A 20,505-nucleotide genomic window follows, 5' to 3' on the forward strand; every position below is an offset into this window, starting at 1 on the left:
GCGCCCCACGAAGGCGGTCCGGGTACGCCCTACGGCGGTGCCCCCGGGGCACCCTACGGCGGCGCGTACCAGCCCACCGGGGCTCATCCGGGGTACGACCGGCAGCCGTACCGGCCCGACGAGACCCCGTACGGCCCGGACCCCACACCACCGGCACCGGGCCGGCGCGGTCGCGGGCCGCTGATCGCCGTGCTGGCGGTGGTACTGCTGCTGGTGGTGGCCGCCGGGGGTGCGTTCTGGTTCCTTCGCGGGCAGGACGACCCGCCTCCGGTGACCGCACCGGCCAACTCGACCACCGCCGCGGAGCCCAGCGCGGACGCTGACGGGGCCGAGCCGGCGCCGAGCGCCCCGGCCCCGGAGTCGTCGGCCGATCCCCGGTTCGCCAAGGTGGGTCAGTGCGTCCGCAACGACGCCGCGGCGGGCGGGAAGCCCAAGCTGCTGATCACCGAGTGCGCCGCGAAGTCGTACGAGGTGTTGAGCCGGATCGACGGCGCGACCAGCGGCGAACGCGATGCCGAGGCCAAGTGCGACAAGGTCCCCGGTTACACCAACTGGTACTTCTTCGACAGCGAGCTGGACACCCTCGACTTCGTCCTCTGCCTGAAGCAACGCTAAGACCACCCACCCCGGGAATTCCCGCGGCAGCGGTAGCTCCGATTGCCAAAACTAGGGCTGTCTAGCGTCCATGCTAGACAGCCCTAGTTTCTCGTCGACGATTCCGACACGCCGGTAGCCCCATCTATCCATGTCTAGCCTCGCAGCTAGACGGCCCGATACTCTGCGATGCGTGGATCCGGTCCGCAACCCGTACGCGCCGGGCGCCGGCCAGCGTCCGCCCGAACTCGCCGGGCGGGGGCGGGAGCTGGACGTCTTCGACATCGTGCTCGAACGCATCGCACGGGGACGCCCCGAACGCAGCCTGATGCTCACCGGGCTGCGTGGCGTCGGCAAGACGGTTCTGCTCAACACCCTCCGGTCGCAGGCGATCAACCATCTCTGGGGCAGCGGCAAGATCGAGGCACGACCGGATCAGTCGTTGCGCCGTCCGGTCGCCGCCGCGCTGCACATGGCGGTCCGGGAGCTGGCCCCCCGCCACCGCGCGCCCGACCGGATCGACGCGTTCCTCGGCGTTCTCAAGGCGTTCGCCCAACGGTCCGCCCCGACCGGCCGGGCCGGTGCCGCCCCGAAGCTGCGCGACAGGTGGCAACCCGGCATCGACGTGCCAGCCGCGAGCGGCCGGGCCGACTCCGGCGACATCGAGATCGACCTGGTCGAGTTGCTCAGTGACGCCGCCGCGGTAGCCAGTGACGTCGGGACCGGCATCGCCATCTTCATCGACGAGATGCAGGATCTCGGCCCGGAGGACGTGTCGGCGCTCTGCGCGGCCTGCCACGAGCTGTCCCAACTCGGCGCGCCGCTGATCGTCGTCGGCGCCGGCCTCCCGCACCTGCCGGCGGTGCTCAGCGCGGCCAAGTCGTACTCCGAACGGCTGTTCCGCTACCAGCGCATCGACCGGCTCGACCGGATCGCCGCCGACCAGGCGCTCTGCGCGCCGGCCGAGCGCGAGGACGTCGAGTACGAGCAGAAGGCCCTCGACCTGCTCTACGAGAAGTCCGGTGGCTATCCCTACTTCGTCCAGGCGTACGGCAAGGCGACCTGGGACCACGCGCCGCGCTCGCCGATCACCGCTGCGGACGTGCGCGTCGCCGCACCCGAGGCGGAGGCCGAGCTGGCGGTCGGTTTCTTCGGTTCCCGGTTCGAGCGAGCCACCCCCGCCGAACGCGAGTACATGCGGGCGATGGCCATGATGTCCGCGGTCGGGGACGAGTCCGGGGCGGTGACCCGCGACGACATGGACGCCGCGGTGCCCACGGCCGAGATCGCCCGGGCACTCGGCCGCAAGCCCGCCAGCCTCTCCCCGGCGCGGGACGCGCTGATCAAGAAGGGGCTGATCTACTCCGGCGAGCGGGGCACCGTCGCCTTCACGGTGCCGCACTTCGGCAGGTACCTGCGCACCCAGCCGGCCTGACCGCCGATCGAGGTGACGACGCCCGTCAGACCTTCGACCAGGGCGGCGGAAAGAGCACCTCACCGCGCGGCGGGGGGCCTTCCTCGCTCGTCGACGGCGGCAGCACCAACGCCTGCCAGGGCTCACCGAGACCGGCCCACGGGCTGGTCAGGCCCAGCTCCGTCGCGGGGCTGAACCCGAACCGGTGATAGAAGGCCGGGTCGCCGAGGACCACGACCAGCCGCTCACCCAGCTCGGTGGACGCGTCCAGGGCCGCCTGCACGACCGCCGTGCCGTGCCCGACGCGCTGTCGGTGTGGCGCGACCGCCACCGGACCGAGCGCCAGGGCGGGCACGTCCGAGCCCTGATCCGGCCGCACCCGCACCCGGGTGAGCAGCGCGTACCCGACCACCTCGCCGCCGTACTCGGCGATCATTGCCAGCCGCGGCAGCCAGGCGGCCGTGCCGCGCAACTCGTCGACCAGACTCACCTCCGGCGGCGTCGCCACGTCGGGGCGGGCGAAGGCGGTGGCCAGCACGCGGCGTACCGGACCGGCGTCGGCCGGGTCCTCGGGGCGTAGCCGCAGCGTGGTCACCCGCGCGACGTTACCCGCCGAGGCCGGTCCATCCGTGACGGTCGCTCGAATCGGCGTGGCGCAGGTGTATGAACACCGATCCGATCCGACGGTTGCCGGGGTAGCAAACGTCGCGAGGGGGTATGACTGATCCATGACGCCCGTACGCTCCCTCGCCCGCGCCATGTTGAGCGGCATCTTCGTGGTCAGCGGGTATCGCAACATCCGCAACCCGGCACGGCTGGCGCAGGCCGCCGCGCCGGTCACCGACAAGATCGCGCCGCTGTTGAAGAAGGCGCACCCGAGCTTCCCCACCGAGACCGAGACGTTGATCCGACTCAACGCGGCGGTGCAGGTCAGCGCCGGACTGATGCTCGCCACCGGGCGGTTCAGTCGACCCGCCGCCCTGGTCCTCGCCGGCACGCTGGTGCCGGTGACCATCGCCGGTCATCCCTTCTGGAACAACGACGATCCGATCGCCAAGAACAACAACCAGATCCACGCCCTCAAGAACCTCGGTCTCCTCGGCGGTCTGCTGCTGGCCGCGGCCGACACCGGCGGCAAGCCGGGTCTGCGCTGGCGGACCGGCCATCGCATCGGCCACTCTCGACGTTCCATGCAGCGCGCCGTCCGTACCGCCCGACGGGAAGCCCGGATCGCCGTCCGATCCGCGTCCACCGCACGTCGACTGCCCGGCTGAACTGCATCGATGCCTCTCCGCGCCACCCCCACCCCCCGCTAAGGCCGCGAATTACCTGAACCACCCGGTAGGCGTTAACGCGGTGGAAATGTCAAAAACATGTGTGGGATCGGACACGGTCGCATAACGCGGGAGGCACTGACGTGAGGCGCCGTTCTAGGCTCCGTGCAGGACCTGGACGGGTAGGACGACCTTGGTATGGGGGTGGCCACGCCATGCCGACGGCTGTCGGTAGTCGGGCGGACCGCCTCGCCCCAATCCAACGCGTGACACGCGGCATCGACCGCGTGTCACGTCGGATCGATCGCAAGAACGTCGTACGGGGCGCCATCGTGGCCGCCGTCGTCTACGCCGCATGGCTCGCCATCGGTGCTTTCGGGCGGCCGTACAACTTCTTCGACATGAAGATCTACCACGGTGCCGTGGTGTGGTGGGCGAGCGGGCATGAGCTCTACGAGTTCATCGCGCCCGGCACCACCCTCGGTTTCACCTACCCGCCGTTCGCCGGGCTGGTCATGCTGCCGATGGCGCAGCTTCCGATCGACACCGCCGGCATGGTCAACGCCGCCGCCAGCATCGCCGCGCTGGCGCTGGTGCTGGCCGGGCTGCTCCGCCCCATCGTGGACCGGCTGGGGTGGCCACTGTGGTTCACCGTGGCCGTGGCGGTGCCGCTCGCGGTCGCCATCGAGCCAGGTCGGGAGACTCTCGGCTACGGCCAGGTCAACATCCTGCTGTTCGCGTTGATCATGGCTGACCTGATCGGCCTGCGCTGGCGCTCCCGCCGGGGCACCCACTACGCCGCGACCGACGGCCCCCTGCTGCGCTTCCTCTACGGCGGAGCGTGGGCCGGCGCCGGCATCGGCCTGGCCACCGCGGTCAAGCTCACCCCGGCCCTCTTCATCGCCTACCTGCTGATCACCCGTCAGTGGCGGGTGGCGGCCACCGCGATCGGCACCGCGATCGGCGTGACGGTGGCGACCTTCGGGATCGTCGGTGGCGAGTCGCGGACGTACTTCGGCAGCGTGCTCTGGCAGACCGAGCGGGTCGGTGCGGCGGACATGACGCCGAACCAGTCACTCGCCGGCCTGCTCGCCCGCCTGTACGACTCGATCGAGACCCCCGGACTGCTCTGGCTGGCCTTCTCGGTGCTGATCCTGGCGCTGGGCCTGTCCCGGGCGGCCAGCTCCCGCGCCGACGGTGACGAGTTGACCGCGTTCACACTTGTCGGCCTCACCGCGAACGTGATCAGCCCGATCTCCTGGACGCACCACCTGGTCTGGGTGATCCCGGCGATCATCGTGCTGGCCGACGCCGCCGTACGTCGCCGGGAGGCGAGCCGGACGATGCCCTCGCGCGCCGGCCAGGGAGCCGTGTTCGGCGGGTTGCCCGGGGTCAACGGGCTCCGCCCGCCGATCTGGTATCCAACGCTGACCGGGCTCCGGCACGGCGGTGCCGCGATCGGGCTCTACCTGCTCTTCCTGATCTCCCCGATCTGGCCGTACGAGCACCAACTGCCGGAGATGTCGCACTACCAGGACGGTCTCTTCGGAGCCCTGATGGAAAACTCGCTCGCGCTCGCGCTCATCGTGCTGGTCGCCGCACTGCCCTGGCGTCCCGGTGCCGAGCCGGCGTTCTACGGCGACCGGCTCGCCCGCACAGCGGCGGTCAACAGTCGCCGCTGAGCGGTCAGGGGCAGTTGACCCATTCCTCGGTGCCATCGGCGAAGACCTGCCGCTTCCAGATCGGCAGGCGCGCCTTCGCCTGGTCGACGAGCCGGGCGCAGGCCGCGAAGGCCGCCGCCCGGTGCGCGGTGCTCACCGCGGCGACGAGCGCCACGTCACCGATCGCCAGAGGGCCGACCCGGTGGGAGACCGCCACCGCGTACACGTCGGGCTCCGCGGCGATCTCGGCGGCCACCTCGCGCAGCACCTCCGCGGCACTCGGGTGCCCCTCGTACTCCAGGCTGGTGACCTGCCGGCCGTGATCGTGGTCGCGGACCACGCCCTGGAAGGAGACCACGGCGCCGGCCCTGCGGTCGGCAACCGCCGCCTCGTGGGTGGCGAGGTCGAGTGGCTGGTCGGTGATCTCACCGAAGGTGATCGTCGGCGCGGTCATGACGAACGCTCCCCAGGAAGTAGTGGCAACGGCACGATCGGCACCCGGTCTCCCGGCTCGCCCCTGGTGCCGGGCCGGATGACGGCGAACCCGTCCGCGCCGGCCAGGCCACGCAGCATCGCCGAACCGACGTGTCGCACCGGGTACGCCGTCCCGGCCTCCCGGTCCAGCCGGACCAGGGCCAGGTGGGTGTGGTCACCGCGACCGGGCACCGCCTCGGCCAACGTGGCGTGCGGCAACACCGGCATCGAGCGGCCCTGCAGGCCGGCGAGCAGCGGCGCGACAAGCGAAACCAGCGCGACGATGGCGGACTGGGGGTTGCCCGGCAGCCCCGCCACGAACCGGATCCGCCCGTCGTGGCCGGCCAGCCGGGCCAGCAGCATCGGGAAACCCGGGCGAACCGCCACCGTGTTGACCACGTAGTCGGCACCGAGCGCTTCCAGGGTCGGGTGCAGGTGGTCGACCGGGCCGTTCATCGTGCCACCGGTGGTGCAGACCAGGTCGGCACTTGTCAGCGCCGAACGCAGGGCCGCCACGTGCGCGGGCAGGGTGTCGGCCACCGGGCCGACCACGTCCGACGGGCGGACCTGGCAGCCGTAGCGCCGCAGCCACGCCGGCACCGCAGGACCCAGCGCGTCGCGGACCCGACCGGCCGCGGGTGGTCCTGCGGTCAGCAACTCGTCGCCGAAGACCAGCAGCGCGGCACGCGGCGCCCGCCGGACCCGCAGCGTGTCGTGCCCGCAGGAGGCGGCCAGGCCGATCACCGCCGGATCGACAGGCGTGCCGACCGGCAACAGCTCCTCATCGGCGTACGCCTCCTCGCCCGGCTCGCGCCACTCCGGCGTCTGCCGGGGGGTGCCGTGGACCAGACCGTCGACGGTCGTGGACTCCTCCACGCGCAGCACGGCGGTGGCACCCTCGGGCACCATGGCCCCGGTCGCGATCTCAACGGTCGTGCCGTCACCGGTGAGCGGCGCGGGGGTGCTGCCGGCCAACACCCGGCCGACGACGCGCCACGGACCGGTGCCGCGCACCGCCCAGCCGTCCACGCTGGACGTGGGGAAGGCCGGCAGGTCGGTGCGGGTGGTCAACGGCTCGGCCAGGGTCGACCCGTCGATGTCGGCAAGTGGCCGGGCGACGGCGGGCAGCGCGGCGGCCAGACCGACCGCGTAGACCCGCGACCGCGCCTCCTCCCAGCCGGCGGGCGGAGGTGCGGTGACCCGATCCGCGGTGGGTGCGGTTTCCGTGCTCACCAGCCGAGCCTATCGGCCCGGACCAACACCCGTCGGTGCGTGGCGTGGACCGACCGGTGTTCGCGGCAGCCTCGGTGGTCGCCGCGGCAGCCTCAGTGGTCGCCGCCGCGCAACTGGTCGACGGTGTGCCCGAGGATCGGCCCGAGCACGGCCAGGCCGTCCCGGGCACCGCCGGTCGAGCCGGGCAGGTTGACCACCAGCATCCGGCCGACCACCCCGGCCAGACCCCGGGACAGCACCGACGTGGGCACCCGTTCGCGACTGTGCGCACGGATCGCCTCGGCGATGCCAGGAATCTCGTGATCCAACAACTCCCGGGTGACGTCCGGTGTCCGATCCGTCGGGGTCACTCCGGTGCCACCGCTGGTCAGCACCACGTCGACACCGTCGGCGTGGGCGGCCCGCACGGCGGTGCCGACCGGCTCACCATCGGGCACCACGACCGGCTCGTCGACCTGGCACCCCAGCTCGCGCAGGCCTCCCACGAGCAGCGGCCCGCTGGTGTCGGCGTAGACACCGGCCGCGGCCCGGTTGGACGCGACGATCACCCGGGCCCGGATCACGGTCGGTCCTCCGGCCGGACCCACTCGCCGGTCTTGCCGCCCTCCTTGCGCAACACCCGGACCGCCTCCACCGAGGCCGCCGGATCGACCGCCTTGACCATGTCGATCAGAGCGAGACCGGCGACGGCAACCGCGGTCAGCGCCTCCATCTCCACGCCCGTCCGGTCGGCCGTGCGGGCGGTGACCGTGATCTCCACGGTGTCGGCGGTCAGGTGCAGGTCGACCGTGACGCCGTGCAGGGCGATCGGGTGGCACAGCGGGATCAGGTCGGGGGTGCGCTTCGCCCCCATGATCCCGGCCAGCCGACCGACCGCCAGCGCGTCCCCCTTGGGTAGACCGTCACGATGCAGCAGGTCGATGACCTCGGGCGTGGTCCGCAGACGGCCGGCCGCGACGGCCAGCCGGCCCGTCACCGCCTTGGCGGAGACGTCGACCATGCGGGCCGCGCCAGCACGGTCGACGTGGCTGAGCTGTGCGGGTTCGGTCACGGCCGTGAGCTTATCGGTGCCGTACGACGGCGCTTGGAAGGAGCGGCGTCGCGCTGACCGCCGCGCCGGTGCCAAAGGCGTAACGGTCGACGCCACTCCTTCCTCACCGACCCGCCGCCGAGGTCGCTGGGGGGACCTGACGGCGGGTACGTCTCGGCGACCTGGTTCTGCCCGCGGGCAGAACCTCCCCCGTTCGCCGATACGGCGGAAAAGCTACCGGGCCTGCCGATAAGAAATCGATAAGCGACGTTCGGGCTGGTCAGTGCTCCGCGACCGGGGTCACGGTCAACTCGGAGAGGCGGCGTTCGGCCTCGAAGCGTTCCGGCACGCCCATCCGTCGGAAGATCGCCAACGCCCGCTCCCAGTGCCGGCGGGCCTCGGCCGGGTCGGTGCGGGCGAAGTGTTCGGCGAGCCCGGCGAGGGCTCGACCCTGCTCGTGCGGGTGTGCGATCCGGGTGGCCAACCGCAACGCCTCCTGGTGCGCCTCGAACGCCTCGTCACCCCGCCCCTGTGCCAGCAGGGTGCGCCCGAGCTCGTTCAGCGCAGCCGCCTCGACGTGGCGTTCCCCCGAACCGATCGACAGGTTCCGGGCCAGCTCGTGTTCCCGCTGTGCCTCCATCAGACGACCCAGACTGCGGTAGGCGATCCCGAGGTCGTTGCGCACCTCGGCCTCGGCGTACCGGTGGCCGGTGCGATCCCGTAGCGCGAGTGAAGCCATCAGGATCCGGATCCCCTGTGGAAGATCACCCATGCGAACCCGCACTCCGCCGATGTGGCTTAGTGCGTTCAGCGTGTGGAACTCGTCGGAGTTCGTCCGGGCCCAGGCCAGGTGCAGGCGGTGTATCCGCAACGCTTCCTCGTAACGCCCGAGGGCCGTCAGCGCCAACCCGAGGTTCGGCAGCAGGAAGGGGCCGCCGACATTCGCGTAGACATTGTCCCGCAGACACTCGAGGCCGAGCTCCACCGACTCGGACAGGTGGCCGCTCCACCAGTAGACGGCGGCGAGGTTCGCGCGGTACCGGGCGGAGTTCAGTACGTCCCGCGAGTTGCGGGAAAGGTCGACCGAACGTGTCAGGTGATCGAGCGCCCCTTGCTTGTTGCCGGTACGGACGTAGGCGGAGGCCAGGTAGTTGTTCATGAGAGCCAGCGCGTCAGCGTCTCCGACAGTCTCCGCAGCCTGGAGCCCGTGGCGGTGGATCAGAATGATGTCCTCGAAGTACCCGCGGATGTAGCAGAATCGCCAGAGGCCACGGGCCAATTGCCAGCAGTGCCGGTAGAACCCTGACTCGAGCGCCGACACCACCATCGTCACCAGGTCCGTGCGCTCGGCCTCCAGCCAGTCAGCCGTCGGCTCTCCGACGGCCTCGACGAGCTCACGCTGCGCGGACGGGCTGTTCGGGATCTGGGATCTGATCACTTCGGGCTCAAGCAGCTCGGCGACGTTCAGAACCGCCTCCAGCGTGAAGTCGAACAGTCGAGCCAGACCGCGTTGGCGGTCGTCGGAGGAATCGGCGTGCGAGCAGAGTTCGATGGAGTACTGGCGCATGAGGTCGTGCAGCCGATACCGCGTCGAGTCCAGGTCCTCCACCAGGTTGCGGTCGACGAGGTCGTCGAGCGCGGCGTGCGCGTCCGCCAGGGTCAGACCGGTCAGTGCGGCGACCACCGGGGGGCTGAAGCGGTTACCGGGATACAGGCCCAGGAATCGGAAGACCCGCTTGGTCGAACCCGGGAGAGGCTCGTAGGAGGCGGCGAAGGCCCCGGTGACGCTGCTCTCCTCCTGAGCCAGGTGGTGCAGCACCAGAGGATCGCCGGCCAACTGTTCGACCAGTTCCGCCAACCGCCAGCCGCGCCGATGCGCCAGTCTGGCACCGGCCAGCCGAATCGCCAGGGGAAGGTGACCACACCGCCGGACCACCTCGGCGGCCGCCTCCGGCTCTGCCTCGACCCGGTCCCGGCCAACGCTCAGGCTCAGGAGATCCATGCTCTCCTGTGGGCTCAGGAGCGGTAGCGTCCGCGACGTTCCGACATCCGGGTGGAACAGACGTCGTCGCGAGGTCACCAGCACGACGGTGGTCGGCTCGGCCGGCAGCAGGGGCATTATCTGCTCGCTGCTCGCGGCGTTGTCGAGAACTATCACCGACCGCCGACGGGCCAGCTCTTGTCGCCACAGTTCCACCCTTGCCTCAAGCTCGACCGGAACGCGCACAGCTGGCACTTCAAGCTGTCGAAGCAGCGTGACCAGAGCGTTCGCCGCCTCTACCCGGTTCTTTTCGTCGTGCCCGCGTAAGTCGATGAACAACGCGGCGTCCGGGTATCGATCGGACAGCCGGCGGGCCAGGTGTACGGCCATGGTCGTCTTTCCACTGCCCGGCATGCCGTCGATGACGTGCACCGCCGGAACCCGCTCCTCGACCCGACGGGTCTCGGCGAGCAGCCGCGACATGACGTCCTCGCGACCAACGAAATCGGTTACCGCTCGAGGAAGATGATCTACCGGGTGGAGCCGACGCGGTTTCTCGAGGGCAAGGACACCCGTCGCATGCGGTGTGTTCGGGGCGGGGAGCGCACCCCGACCAGCCGGACGGGTTGCGCCGCCGATCGGCGAACGCCGGGGCAGACCCGCCCTCACGATCGTGCGGTGGAGAGTATGGAGGTCAGAACTAGGAACGACTCCGAGCTCAGCCGCCAGCCTCGTCCGGACCTCGTCGTACGTGACGAGCGCGCCGGCGTGATCGCCGCGCTCGTAGAGTGCACGCACGAGCAGGGCGTATGCCGGTTCCCGGAGGGGGTGACGGACGATGACCTCCCGCAGCATCGGAATCGCCAGGTCATCCCGCCCCGATCTCAGCTGTACGTCGGCGAGCAACTCCACGGCCAGCAGCCACTCCTCTTCGGCCGCCGCCACGCGTGCGCTGAGCACGGGTCCGAGCGGAATACCGGCGAGCATTGCCCCCTGCCAGCGCGCCACGGCACGCCCCAGTAGTTCCGAGGCGCGGTCCAGGTGGCCGATCATCAGGGCTTGCCGGCCGGCGGAGCGCTCCAATTCGAACTGAAACACGTCGATGCATTCCGGCCTCAGGACGAGCCGGTAACCGGTTTGCTGCCTAACGATGACACCCCGACCGCCTTCGAACGCTTCGAAGGTCCGCCGCAGATTGGCGGCATAGGTACGAACATTCGCCACCGCCGAACGCGGCGGACCATCGGGCCACAACTCATCAACCAGGTCGTGAACGGTCACCAACTGCCCAGGTTGGACTGCGAGCATCGAAAGGACGGCCTGCTGCTTAGGCGTTCCGAGGTGCAGTGTGCGAGCGGCCAGTTGCACCGAGAGGCCGCCCAGAAGTTGAATCTCCATCCGTCCCCCTGCTTCAGCGGGGTATTCAGCCGATCACGGACGAAGCTTACGGGCACCGAACGTGACGGGCCGATGTCAACGGGTCGGGCGGTCATCGACGGAAGCGGCGAGTGGCGCCGACCGCCGGCACGGCATGCCTGTTGCAGGTTGCAGCTTTCTTGTCCGAGCACGAGCTGCAACCCCTGCGGTCGACCATTGCCTGCGCCGACCGGCATTCCTGGCGTACGCGATGCCCAACCGGTGGTTACCGCTGGCCGAACTGCAGATGATGCAACGGGCCAGAAGCCGGCAGACTTGAGAGAATACGCAGGCTCAGCCCATCGCATTCGGCCCACAACAGCCAGCAACAACTCTTGGGGAGAAGCCGCGAACGTCAACGGTGCGCTCCCAAGTGGGGACAGAACGTTACAAACCATCGTTCAGTTGGCTAATGTTGCGCATAGCGACATATGACGGGCGCTAACCACTCATATCTCCGCTACGCTATCCCTGTCAGCAAGTCGGTGCATTAATGGCTAATCCACGAGTTGCCACTAATGCCTGATCTACAGGGAGGCAGTCATGCGCGGCAACGAGTGGACCTGAGCACCCGAGGGCCTGCCGCTGGCCTCTCGTCGTGCGCTACGGTGCCAGGAGCGAACCGGGCACCCTCGGGAGCGGCATGCAAACCCAAGCGCAGAACGACCGAGAAGATCATCGACGACTAACTCTGATCATCGGCGTCATCGTCGTTGTAGCTTCGGTGGTTTGTGCGTTCTCCCTGGTGGCGGCGCTTACCGCGCTCCCGGCAACCGGGACCGAGGTTGCGACTGTAATAGCACTCATCCCCATGATCGCCGTTGCCACGATGGTCAATGCAAGGGTGAGAATCCGATCGACCACGCACCAGATCACCTGGAGTGAGACTGCGATCGTCGTCGGAGTGGCGATCGCTCCAGCGCCCTGGGTCGTGCTGTGCACGGCCGTTGGGGTGGCGGCGGCCTTCGCCGTCCAGCGCCTGGCGCCGATCAAGATGGCGTTCAGCATCGGAAAGAACACCATCGTTGCTGCCGGCGCGGGGCTGACCCTCGTAGCGCTGGACTGGACCTGGCCCCCCGCAAAGCTCACCGACTTCATTCGTCTCGTCGGCCCAATAGCCCTCGCCTATCTCGTCGCCACGGTGCTCGACGAGCTCATCGCGATCCCGGTCATCGCGATAGCCTCCGGCAGCAGCATTCGTCAGCAATTCCGCACAAACTGGGACCTACGAGGCGTCGGTGTGGCGCTGCGGTTCCTCGTCACCATCTGCACCCTGCTCCTCCTCCAAGCCGACCTGCGACTCCTGGTCGCCGTTCCACCGCTCGTGCTCAGCCTGCACCTGGCCTACTCCACGAGAATCCGTTCCAGGACGGAGCAGCAGGCGTGGCAGCGGCTCGCTCGCACCACTGACGCGCTCAACGTGGTCGACCTGGACAATGTCCTGACCACCGCCGTCACCCAGGCCGCCGAACTGTTCTCCGCCGACGAGGTCGAGATCGAGCTGCGCGACGGTGACCGCGCCGTGCGCGGCGGCACCGGCGGCATCACCTTCGACGGTCCCATCGGCACACCCAGCGACGTGCACCGCACCGTCATCCCCACCCCGCTCGAAGGGCACGACCGCACCGTCGACATCGGCATGCTCCGACTACGCTTCCGCGGCCCGGTGCAGCTCTCCGAACGGGAGCAGTACACCCTGCGCACCTTCGCCTCCGCGCTCTGCACCGCCGTCCGCAACGCCCAGGCGTACGCCGAACTGGCCCGGGTCGCCAACGAACACGCCTACGCCGCCACCCACGACGCACTGACCGGACTGGCCAACCGCCGGCACCTCCTCGACGAGGGCACCACACAGTTGAGCGCCCGACACGCCGACGGGGTCACCGCACTGGTGCTGATCGACCTCAACCACTTCAAGGAAGTCAACGACACCCTCGGTCACGCCGCCGGCGACCAGGTGCTGGTGCAGGTCGCCGACCGGTTACGAGGCGCCGCACGGGCGAGCGACCTGGTGGCCCGCCTCGGCGGCGACGAGTTCGCCGTACTCCTGCGCGGGCTGCCGGCCCCGGCGGTGGCCGCGCATCGCGCCGAGACGCTCCTCGCCGCCCTGCACGAGCCGTTCGAACTGGACGGCATGCGGATCAGCGTCGAAGCCAGCGGCGGCATCTCCGTCGCCCCGTCCAACGGTGGCATGACCGAGCTGCTGCGCCGCGCCGACGTGGCCATGTACCAGGCGAAGCGTGCCGGGCAGCGAATCTCCACCTACGCCACCACCCGCGACACCGCCGACCTGGGCCGCCTCACCCTCGGTGGTGACCTGCCCCGGGCGGTCGCCGACCACGAGTTCATCGTCAACTTCCAACCGATCGTCGACCTGGGCACCGGCGAGGTGACGAGTGCCGAGGCGTTGGCCCGCTGGCGCCACCCCACCCACGGCATGATCGACCCGCTGCGCTTCCTGGAGGCGGTGGAGCGCTCCGGTCTGCTGCCGGCCTTCGCCGAGGCGATCCTCGACCAGGCACTGATCGCGGCCACCACCTGGCGTGACGCCGGCTTCGACGTACCGGTCGCGGTGAACGTGTCCCCCCGCAGCCTGCTCGACGCGCGGTTCCCCGGCTCCGTGCTGGCCCGTCTGCGCGCTCACGACCTCCCCGCGGACCGGCTGGTGCTGGAGTTGACCGAGACGCTCACGCTCAGCCAACTCGACGTGGTCGACCGGGTACTCAGCCGGCTGCGCGACGAGGGCGTCCGGTTGGCGTTGGACGACTTCGGCACCGGCTACTCCTCGCTCTCACTCCTCTCCCGCATCCCCGTACACGAGCTGAAGATCGACCGAAGCTTCGTAACGACGATGGACAGCTCAGCGGAGGCCGCCGCTGTCATCCGCTCCACCCTCGACCTGGGTCGCAGTCTCGACCTGGCGGTGGTGGCCGAGGGGGTGGAGAGCGAACCGCAACGGCGGGCCCTCTGGGAGTTGGGCTGCGTCGCCGGCCAGGGCCACCTGTTCTCGCGGCCGGTGCCCGCCGGCACCCTGCTCGCGGCGATGCAGCGCGGCTCCGGCGGACGTCCCGGCGCCCTCGTCGCACCACTGCACGACGCCGGCGCGGTGATCCGGCTGAGCCAGAACCGCCGCCAGGCCGCCCGCGCCCGCCTCCCGCACCTGCCCGCCTGACCGGGGACCGGCCGACCGCACCACACGATCCGGTGCAGGTGCCGCCCGGTCTGCCAGACTGGCGCCCGTGATCGCCGACGCCCCGACCGCCCGCCGCCCCTGGCACTGGCGGAGGCTCGACACCGCCGCCGGCGGGCTCGCCGTCGACCTCAGCCTCTACGCCGTCTCGACCATCTTCGCCGCGATCACCGCGGTCACGTCGACCCTCCTCCCGCACCGGGCCTGGGGCGCGATCGCCGCCGTCGGATACCTGGTGGCGACGCTGGCGGTGCTCACCCAACTCCTGCTCCGCCGACACCACCCGACCGCACGGCTGGTCGGTCTCGTAGCCCGCTGGACGATCACCGGCCTCACCTGGGCAGGCACCGCACTGCTCCCCCTGCTCTGGCAGAGCATCGAGCGGGCCAACGGACGCACCGACCGGGCGCAGGAAGAAGTCCTGGTCGTGGAGCACGCCGGCACCCGCCTCCTGGAGCACGGCACCCCGTACCTCGGACCCGACGCGATCGCTGCCCTGCCACCCGGCGAGCAACTGCTCGGCTACACCCCGTACCAACCCGGCATGGCGATGTTCGGGCTGCCCAGGGCACTGGCCGACACCTGGTGGACCGACTCCCGGGTCTGGTTCGCGGTCGGCACCGCGCTGGCGCTCACCCTGGCGGTGACCGCCCTACGCACCACACCGGCCACCGCCCTCCCCGCCCCGGCGGCTCACCGGCGGGACTCCGCGCTGCTGCGCGGCGTGCAGGCCGCCACCGTACTGCCCATCTGTGCCCTCACCCTCGCCACCGGCGGCGACGACCTCCCCGTACTCGCGCTCTGCCTGCTTGCCCTCGCACTCGCCGCCGCCGACCGACCCGGTCGGGCCGGCCTCGCGGTCGGGCTCGCCGGCGCGCTGAAGCTCTTCGCCTGGCCGGTGGCGCTGGTCCTGATCGTCTGGGGCCTCACCCAGCGCGCCGGCACCCGGGTCGCCGCCGGCGCGATCGGCCTACCCGTCGCCGCCCTGATCCCCGCCATCCTCGTCGACCGTGACGCGCTCACCGAGAACGTGCTGCGCTTCCCCCTCGGCCACGGCCTGGTCACCAGCCCCGCGCAGTCCCCCTTTCCCGGCTACCTGATCGCCACCGCGCTACCCGCCGGCCGGCTCGTCGCCGCCGCGCTGCTGGTCGCCGCCGGAGCGACCATCGCCGTCCGGCTCGCCCGCCGCCCGCCCCGCACCGCCGTCGCCACCGCGCTCATCTGCGGGTACGGGCTACTCGCCGCCATCGCCCTGATGCCCTCGACCCGCTTCGGGTACCTGCTCTACCCCATGGCCCTGCTCACCTGGGCACCCGCCCTGCACCGCCCGGTCGACACGCCGGCCACCCCGCTTCCCGACCTGCCCGCTCGGACCACATCGGCGTAACTGCTGGGCGGAACGCCCCGCCAGGGCGTAGACCTGAAGGCATGACGACGTACCGCGACCGGGCCGACGCCGGCCGGGTGCTCTCCGAACGGCTCACCGCGCTCGTCGGCGATCCGGACGTGGTCGTCCTCGGCCTCGTCCGCGGCGGCGTACCGGTCGCCCGGGTCGTCGCCGAACGACTCGGCGCACCACTTGACGTGCTCGTCGTCCGCAAACTCGGCATGCCGTGGGCCCGGGAGGTCGCCTTCGGGGCACTCGGGCCGGGCGGGGTCCAGGTGCTCAACGACGCGGTGGCCAGCCGACTCAGCAGCGACGACATCGCCGAGGTCAGCCAACGGGAACAGGCCGAACTGGCCCGGCGGGAACGGCTCTACCGAGGCGGTCGCGCACAACTGGACCTCACCGGCCGGACCGCGCTGATCATCGACGACGGCCTGGCCACCGGTGCGACCGCCCGCGCCGCCGTGCAGGTCGTCCGCCACCTCGGAGCACACCGGGTCGTGGTCGCCGTCCCGGTCGGCGCACAGGAGGCGTACGAACTTCTCGCCGCGGAGGCGGACCAGGTCATCTGTGCCCAACGCCCACCGGACTTCGGCGCGGTGAGCGTCTACTACGACGACTTCCACGAGGTCTCCGACGAAGAAGTCACCGAGGCGCTCACAGCAACTGCATAGGTCCACCAGGTACCGTCGGGCGATGAGTAGTCTCACCTGCCCCAAGTGTCACGGAGAAATGCGTCAGTACGAGCGCAGCGGCGTCGTGATCGACCAGTGCGGGGAATGCCGAGGCATCTTCCTGGACCGCGGCGAGTTGGAGAAGCTGTTCGAGGCGGAGGCCAACTGGAGCCGCCAACAGACCGGTGGCGCACCGCCGCAGCCCACCCACCAGCCGGCCGGCTACCCGCCTCCGCCGCCTCCGCACCAGCCCGGATACGGTGCCGTCCCGCCGCCGCCCCCGCCCGCCCACGGCTACCCGCCGCAGCCGGCCTACGGCCAGCAGCAGCACCACGGCTACCACGGCCACTACCGGCAGAAGAAGCGCAAGGGCTTCCTCGACGACATGTTCGGCTGATCCAGAACGGCCTTCCCGCCCGGGTCGATCCACGTGTCGGCCCGGGCACACCACCCGGGCCGTCGAACGTTGGCGGGCGCGATGGTTCATGCGAGGCTGAATCGCATGACCACGATCCGACCGGACGAGGCGCTGGCCCAGGCGTACGACGGGATCACCGCGGTGGTCCGCGACCTGGACGACGCCGGCCTGCAACGAGCCACCCGCTGCCGGGGCTGGCTGGTCGCGGACCTGCTCCTGCACGTACTCGGCGACGCCCAGCGCGCGCTTGTCGCACTCGCCAGCCCCGTTGACGGGCCGGCCGACGTCGACGACGTCAGCTACTGGCGCGACTTTCCGGCCGGCGACGAGAGCAACCGGCACGCCTGGTGGGTCCGCCGGTCGGCCGCCGCGTTCGACCGTCCGACCGGGATCGTCCAGCTCTGGCGGGACACCGCGCCCGCGGCGGTCCGCGCCGCCAGGTCGGCAAACCCCGAGGGGTACGTGACCACGCAGGGGCACGTGCTGCGCGTACCCGACTTCCTCGCCACTCTGACCACCGAGGCTGTCGTCCACCACCTGGATCTGACCCCGGAACTGCCCGCCGCGCCACCGCCCGGCCCGCTGGCCGCGCGGGTCGCGGTGACCACCATGGAGGGCCTGCTCAGCGACGACACGGTACGCCCCGTTGGTTGGGACGACCAGGACTTCCTGCTGAAGGCCACCGGGCGCGTACCGCTCACCGATCGGGACCGGCTGGAGCTGGGCGAGTCAGCGGGCTGGTTTCCGCTGCTCGGCTGACCGACAGCAGGTGCCGCGCCGGTCAGCCGATGGCCATGTCCACGAACCGCGACAGGTGCAACTGCGCCGCCACGGTCACGGTGTCAGTTGGTCCATTCCGATGCTTGGCAACAATGAAATCCGCCTCGCCCGCCCGCGGCGACTCCTTGTCGTAGTAGTCGTCGCGGTGCAAAAGAATAACAACGTCGGCATCTTGCTCAATTGATCCCGATTCACGCAAATCGGACAGCTGGGGTCGCTTGTCGGTGCGCTGCTCGGGGCCACGGTTCAGCTGGCTGACCGCGATCACCGGGCACTCGACCTCCTTGGCCAGCAGCTTCAGGCCACGGGACAGGTCCGCGACCTCTTGCTGGCGGCTCTCGGTGCGCTTCGGCGAGGTCATCAGCTGGAGATAGTCGACCACGATCATCTTGAGGTCGTGCCGCTGCTTCAACCGCCGGGCCTTGGCCCGGATCTCCATCAGGTTCATGCTCGGCGTGTCGTCGACGAAGAGCGGCGCCTCGCTGATCTCACCCATGCACCGGGCCAGCTTGGTCCAGTCGTCGTCGGAGAGCTGGCCACTGCGCAGCACGTGCAGCGGGACCCGCGCCTCGGCGGAGAGCAGTCGCATGACGATCTCGACCTTGCTCATTTCCAGCGAGAAGATCGCGGCAGCCTGGTTGGCGCGAATAGCAGCATTCCGGGCAAAGTCCATGCTGGCGGTGCTGTTGTGGGTGGGGATCATCGCCCGGCTGGCCAGGTACAGGTGGTCGTCGTTGTCGACGGTCACGCACCGCACCGGAACGCTGGGGACCGGTCGGACGTCGACGATGAACCGCGAGGTGGTTCGAACGTCGGAGGTGGTACGGCGACGTTCGGCGTGTGCGTCTTGCTTGCGCCTCAGCCGGAAGATGACATCGGGGGTGGAGAAGTTCAACGTGTACGCGATCGACGACTCGCGGGTGCGGCCGCGCACCGGCTTCGTGTTGACGGTGCAGCGGTAGCCGAGGCTGACGATGAGTTCGCGTACGTCGTCAGCCAGCCGCTTCGAGGTCGACGTGTACTGCAGGTTGCCGGAGGGAGCGACGGCTCCATCGGTGTCCATCAGCCCGGCGAGCAACGCCCTGCGCTGAGCCTCCGAGGCACGCAGATAGACGCCCGGGATGTGCTTGTTCCCCGCTACCCCGACCTGACGCAGGAGGCCGAGGAAGGAACCGTTCCGGTGACGGCAGTCGGCACACTTCCGGGTCGCTGAATTCTCTCGCAACGCCCTGGTGGAAACGCCGCAGTCCACGCAGACACCGTTCCCCGGAGCAGCGGACGTGGGCTGCGGCAGAATGGTGTAGACCATCGGTCCGTTGGGCCGCACGACGAAGCCGTCCGCCTCCACGTGCGTGACCATCTCCGGATCTGCCGTTGTGAAGCGGCTGGCGTCGCTGTGCCCATCACCGAGCCACGTCCCCAAGGTGTAGGGCGGGACCAGCAGCTCACGGTCCGGAAGTTGGATGGGAGCGCAGTTCCGTACGGCATGGTTGAGCCGCCGCTGGGCGGTGTCGGTGCGCAGCGTGGCTGCGATCTCGGCGGTGGTGACGACGCCGTCGTGGTCGACCCGGCTGCCGGCGTTGACCTCCCGCTCGGCTCGTTCCAGGAGCGCGCCCAGGAGCGGACCAGCCGGATAGCCGGGCGCAGTCCAGTTCTGCGGCTTGCCGTTGCGAACGATGGGACGGCTGATCCGACCGACCGATCCGACCTCACGGGCCACGGTGTGCAGGACATGCCGAAACTCTGGGCCGACCTGTTCAATCGTGTCGAAGAGAGTGATCGGCTGATTCCGCAGGGAGCTCAGCCGCTCGTGTGCCGTGCGAACGTTGGTCAGCGCCGATTCGGACCAGTGCCGCCTCTGCCGCGCCGGCCCCTGCCGCCGGCTGGCCCGACTGGTCGTCTTCCACAGGTGTTCCGCGTCGGCCACGATGACCGTGCCGTCGGAGAACTCCACCTCGTAGCAGGGGCGGTCGTGCATGACGTCGAAGGCGTGTGTGACCGTGGTGGGTCTGCCGTCCGCCGCCAGAAGTTGATCGCCGGCCTTGACCTCACCCATGGTGGTCCAGCCATCCGGGGTCGGCAGTGGGGTGTCGAGCGCGAGCGCCTTGCCCAAACCCGGCCTGCCGGCCACGATGATCAATTGGCCGGCGTGCAGGCCGTTGAGCAGTCGGTCCAGGTCGCTGAAGCCGGTGGGGACGCCGGTCATCATGCCGCCGGTCGCGCCCACCGCCTCGATCTCGTCGAGCGTCGGCTGCAACATGTCGGCCAGGATCGCGAAGTCCTCGCTGACCCGCCGTTCGGTGACGTCGTAGACGGCCTGCTGGGCGAGGTCCACGACGTCGTCGACGTCACGGCTGCCGCCGCTGGCGGTGCCGTAGCCCAGCTGCACGATCTTGGTGCCAGCCTCGACCAACCGGCGCAGCACAGCGCGTTCGCTGACGATGCGCGCGTAGTAGGCCGCGTTCGCGGCGGTCGGCACGCTGGCGATGAGGGTGTGCAGGTAGGGCGCGCCGCCGATGCGGGCCAGATCGCCGGAGTCGGTCAGGGCGGCGGCCACGGTGATCGGGTCGGCCGGCTCACCCCGCCCGTAGATGTCGAGGATGATGTCGAAAATGGTGGCGTGCACCGGCCGGTAGAAGTCGTTGGTCTTGAGGATCTCGACGACGTCGGCGATGGCGTCCTTGGAGAGCAGCATGCCGCCGAGGACGCACTGCTCCGCGGCGACGTCCTGGGGTGGAGTCTTGTCGAACTGACCGTCGCGCGGCGCGGATGTCTGGCCGCCGCCGGATCGTGACTCCGCCCGCCTGTCGTCGGTGACCGACACGGGTCCCCCTCCAGTGCGTCGGATCTGATTCCAGCTCTACCGCTGGGGTCTGACACTTCCGTCCGACCGGGCCGGTCGATCGGGGGCCATCGCGCCGGCGGTCGGGGGCCAACCATACGGACCCCGAGGTCAGAGACTCAACAACGCCGGTGGAC

General features: G+C 70.1%; 15 protein-coding genes and 1 pseudogene. 9 read left to right on the forward strand and 7 right to left on the reverse strand.

All coding sequences use genetic code 11. The annotated features are described in order from the left end of the window. Positions 1-129: 129 nt before the first annotated feature. Both AB0A90_RS06835 and AB0A90_RS06840 read left to right on the forward strand, forming a co-directional pair. Positions 130-615 (forward strand): annotated as a pseudogene (locus AB0A90_RS06835) (hypothetical protein); the annotation flags it as partial. 172 nt (positions 616-787) lie between these two features. Continuing rightward, positions 788-2,029 (forward strand): ATP-binding protein, encoded by a 1,242-nt coding sequence (locus tag AB0A90_RS06840; RefSeq protein WP_357242868.1) that lies wholly within the window; start codon positions 788-790, stop codon positions 2,027-2,029. A gap of 25 nt (positions 2,030-2,054) precedes the next feature. Here AB0A90_RS06840 and AB0A90_RS06845 read toward each other — a convergent pair whose 3' ends face one another. Continuing rightward, the gene (locus AB0A90_RS06845; protein ID WP_357242871.1) at positions 2,055-2,603 is read right to left on the reverse strand and encodes an N-acetyltransferase; all 549 of its coding nucleotides are present in this window, start codon (positions 2,601-2,603) and stop codon (positions 2,055-2,057) included. Between the two features lie 133 nt (positions 2,604-2,736). Here AB0A90_RS06845 and AB0A90_RS06850 point away from each other — a divergent pair, with 133 nt between their 5' ends. Next, positions 2,737-3,282 (forward strand): DoxX family protein, encoded by a 546-nt coding sequence (locus AB0A90_RS06850; protein ID WP_357242874.1) that lies wholly within the window; start codon positions 2,737-2,739, stop codon positions 3,280-3,282. Positions 3,283-3,497: 215 nt separating this feature from the next. Further along, positions 3,498-4,964, forward strand: a complete 1,467-nt coding sequence (locus tag AB0A90_RS06855; protein WP_357242877.1) for a glycosyltransferase 87 family protein — start codon at positions 3,498-3,500, stop codon at positions 4,962-4,964. 4 nt (positions 4,965-4,968) lie between these two features. On the opposite strand, the gene AB0A90_RS06860 is transcribed toward AB0A90_RS06855, so the two are convergent. The 5 genes from AB0A90_RS06860 to AB0A90_RS06880 form a co-directional block, all read right to left on the reverse strand. Further along, the gene (locus tag AB0A90_RS06860) at positions 4,969-5,397 is read right to left on the reverse strand and encodes a molybdenum cofactor biosynthesis protein MoaE (protein ID WP_357242880.1); all 429 of its coding nucleotides are present in this window, start codon (positions 5,395-5,397) and stop codon (positions 4,969-4,971) included. Beyond that, the gene (locus AB0A90_RS06865; protein WP_357242883.1) at positions 5,394-6,650 is read right to left on the reverse strand and encodes a molybdopterin molybdotransferase MoeA; all 1,257 of its coding nucleotides are present in this window, start codon (positions 6,648-6,650) and stop codon (positions 5,394-5,396) included. The genes AB0A90_RS06860 and AB0A90_RS06865 overlap by 4 nt, the downstream gene beginning before the upstream one ends. A 92-nt stretch (positions 6,651-6,742) precedes the next feature. Continuing rightward, positions 6,743-7,213 carry a MogA/MoaB family molybdenum cofactor biosynthesis protein gene (locus AB0A90_RS06870; RefSeq protein ID WP_357242886.1) on the reverse strand — a complete coding sequence of 157 codons (471 nt, stop codon included), beginning with the start codon at positions 7,211-7,213 and terminating at the stop codon, positions 6,743-6,745. Then, the gene (gene moaC / locus AB0A90_RS06875; RefSeq protein WP_357242889.1) at positions 7,210-7,701 is read right to left on the reverse strand and encodes a cyclic pyranopterin monophosphate synthase MoaC; all 492 of its coding nucleotides are present in this window, start codon (positions 7,699-7,701) and stop codon (positions 7,210-7,212) included. Before moaC ends, AB0A90_RS06870 begins: the two co-directional genes overlap by 4 nt. A gap of 259 nt (positions 7,702-7,960) precedes the next feature. Further along, entirely contained in the window at positions 7,961-11,059 is a 3,099-nt protein-coding gene (locus tag AB0A90_RS06880) for a BTAD domain-containing putative transcriptional regulator (protein WP_357242892.1), read from the reverse strand. A gap of 661 nt (positions 11,060-11,720) precedes the next feature. On the opposite strand from AB0A90_RS06880, the gene AB0A90_RS06885 reads away from it, so the two are divergent. The 5 genes from AB0A90_RS06885 (at position 11,721) to AB0A90_RS06905 (ending at position 17,505) form a co-directional block, all read left to right on the forward strand. Then, positions 11,721-14,249, forward strand: a complete 2,529-nt coding sequence (locus tag AB0A90_RS06885) for a bifunctional diguanylate cyclase/phosphodiesterase (protein WP_357242895.1) — start codon at positions 11,721-11,723, stop codon at positions 14,247-14,249. A gap of 67 nt (positions 14,250-14,316) precedes the next feature. Beyond that, positions 14,317-15,654, forward strand: coding sequence for a glycosyltransferase family 87 protein (locus AB0A90_RS06890; protein WP_357242898.1), 1,338 nt, complete (start codon positions 14,317-14,319; stop codon positions 15,652-15,654). A gap of 41 nt (positions 15,655-15,695) precedes the next feature. Further along, positions 15,696-16,328, forward strand: coding sequence for a phosphoribosyltransferase (locus AB0A90_RS06895; RefSeq protein ID WP_357242901.1), 633 nt, complete (start codon positions 15,696-15,698; stop codon positions 16,326-16,328). Positions 16,329-16,350: 22 nt separating this feature from the next. Continuing rightward, a complete protein-coding gene (locus tag AB0A90_RS06900) occupies positions 16,351-16,725 on the forward strand; it encodes a zf-TFIIB domain-containing protein (protein WP_357242904.1) in 375 nt (124 codons plus the stop codon). Positions 16,726-16,830: 105 nt separating this feature from the next. Further along, positions 16,831-17,505 carry a maleylpyruvate isomerase N-terminal domain-containing protein gene (locus tag AB0A90_RS06905; protein WP_357242907.1) on the forward strand — a complete coding sequence of 225 codons (675 nt, stop codon included), beginning with the start codon at positions 16,831-16,833 and terminating at the stop codon, positions 17,503-17,505. Positions 17,506-17,527: 22 nt separating this feature from the next. Here AB0A90_RS06905 and dnaB read toward each other — a convergent pair whose 3' ends face one another. Continuing rightward, entirely contained in the window at positions 17,528-20,350 is a 2,823-nt protein-coding gene (gene dnaB, locus AB0A90_RS06910) for a replicative DNA helicase (protein ID WP_357242910.1), read from the reverse strand. Positions 20,351-20,505: the final 155 nt, after the last annotated feature.

It is taken from the genome of Micromonospora sp. NPDC049204 (genome assembly GCF_040647935.1).
Taxonomy (GTDB): domain Bacteria; phylum Actinomycetota; class Actinomycetes; order Mycobacteriales; family Micromonosporaceae; genus Micromonospora.

Coding starts and splice junctions, on each gene's coding strand:
- AB0A90_RS06850 (WP_357242874.1), top strand. CDS start 2,737: ATGACGCCCGTACGCTCCCTCGCCCGCGCCATGTTGAGCGGCATCTTC.
- AB0A90_RS06855 (WP_357242877.1), top strand. CDS start 3,498: ATGCCGACGGCTGTCGGTAGTCGGGCGGACCGCCTCGCCCCAATCCAA.
- AB0A90_RS06860 (WP_357242880.1), bottom strand. CDS start 5,397: ATGACCGCGCCGACGATCACCTTCGGTGAGATCACCGACCAGCCACTC.
- AB0A90_RS06880 (WP_357242892.1), bottom strand. CDS start 11,059: ATGGAGATTCAACTTCTGGGCGGCCTCTCGGTGCAACTGGCCGCTCGC.
- AB0A90_RS06885 (WP_357242895.1), top strand. CDS start 11,721: ATGCAAACCCAAGCGCAGAACGACCGAGAAGATCATCGACGACTAACT.
- AB0A90_RS06895 (WP_357242901.1), top strand. CDS start 15,696: ATGACGACGTACCGCGACCGGGCCGACGCCGGCCGGGTGCTCTCCGAA.
- AB0A90_RS06900 (WP_357242904.1), top strand. CDS start 16,351: ATGAGTAGTCTCACCTGCCCCAAGTGTCACGGAGAAATGCGTCAGTAC.
- AB0A90_RS06905 (WP_357242907.1), top strand. CDS start 16,831: ATGACCACGATCCGACCGGACGAGGCGCTGGCCCAGGCGTACGACGGG.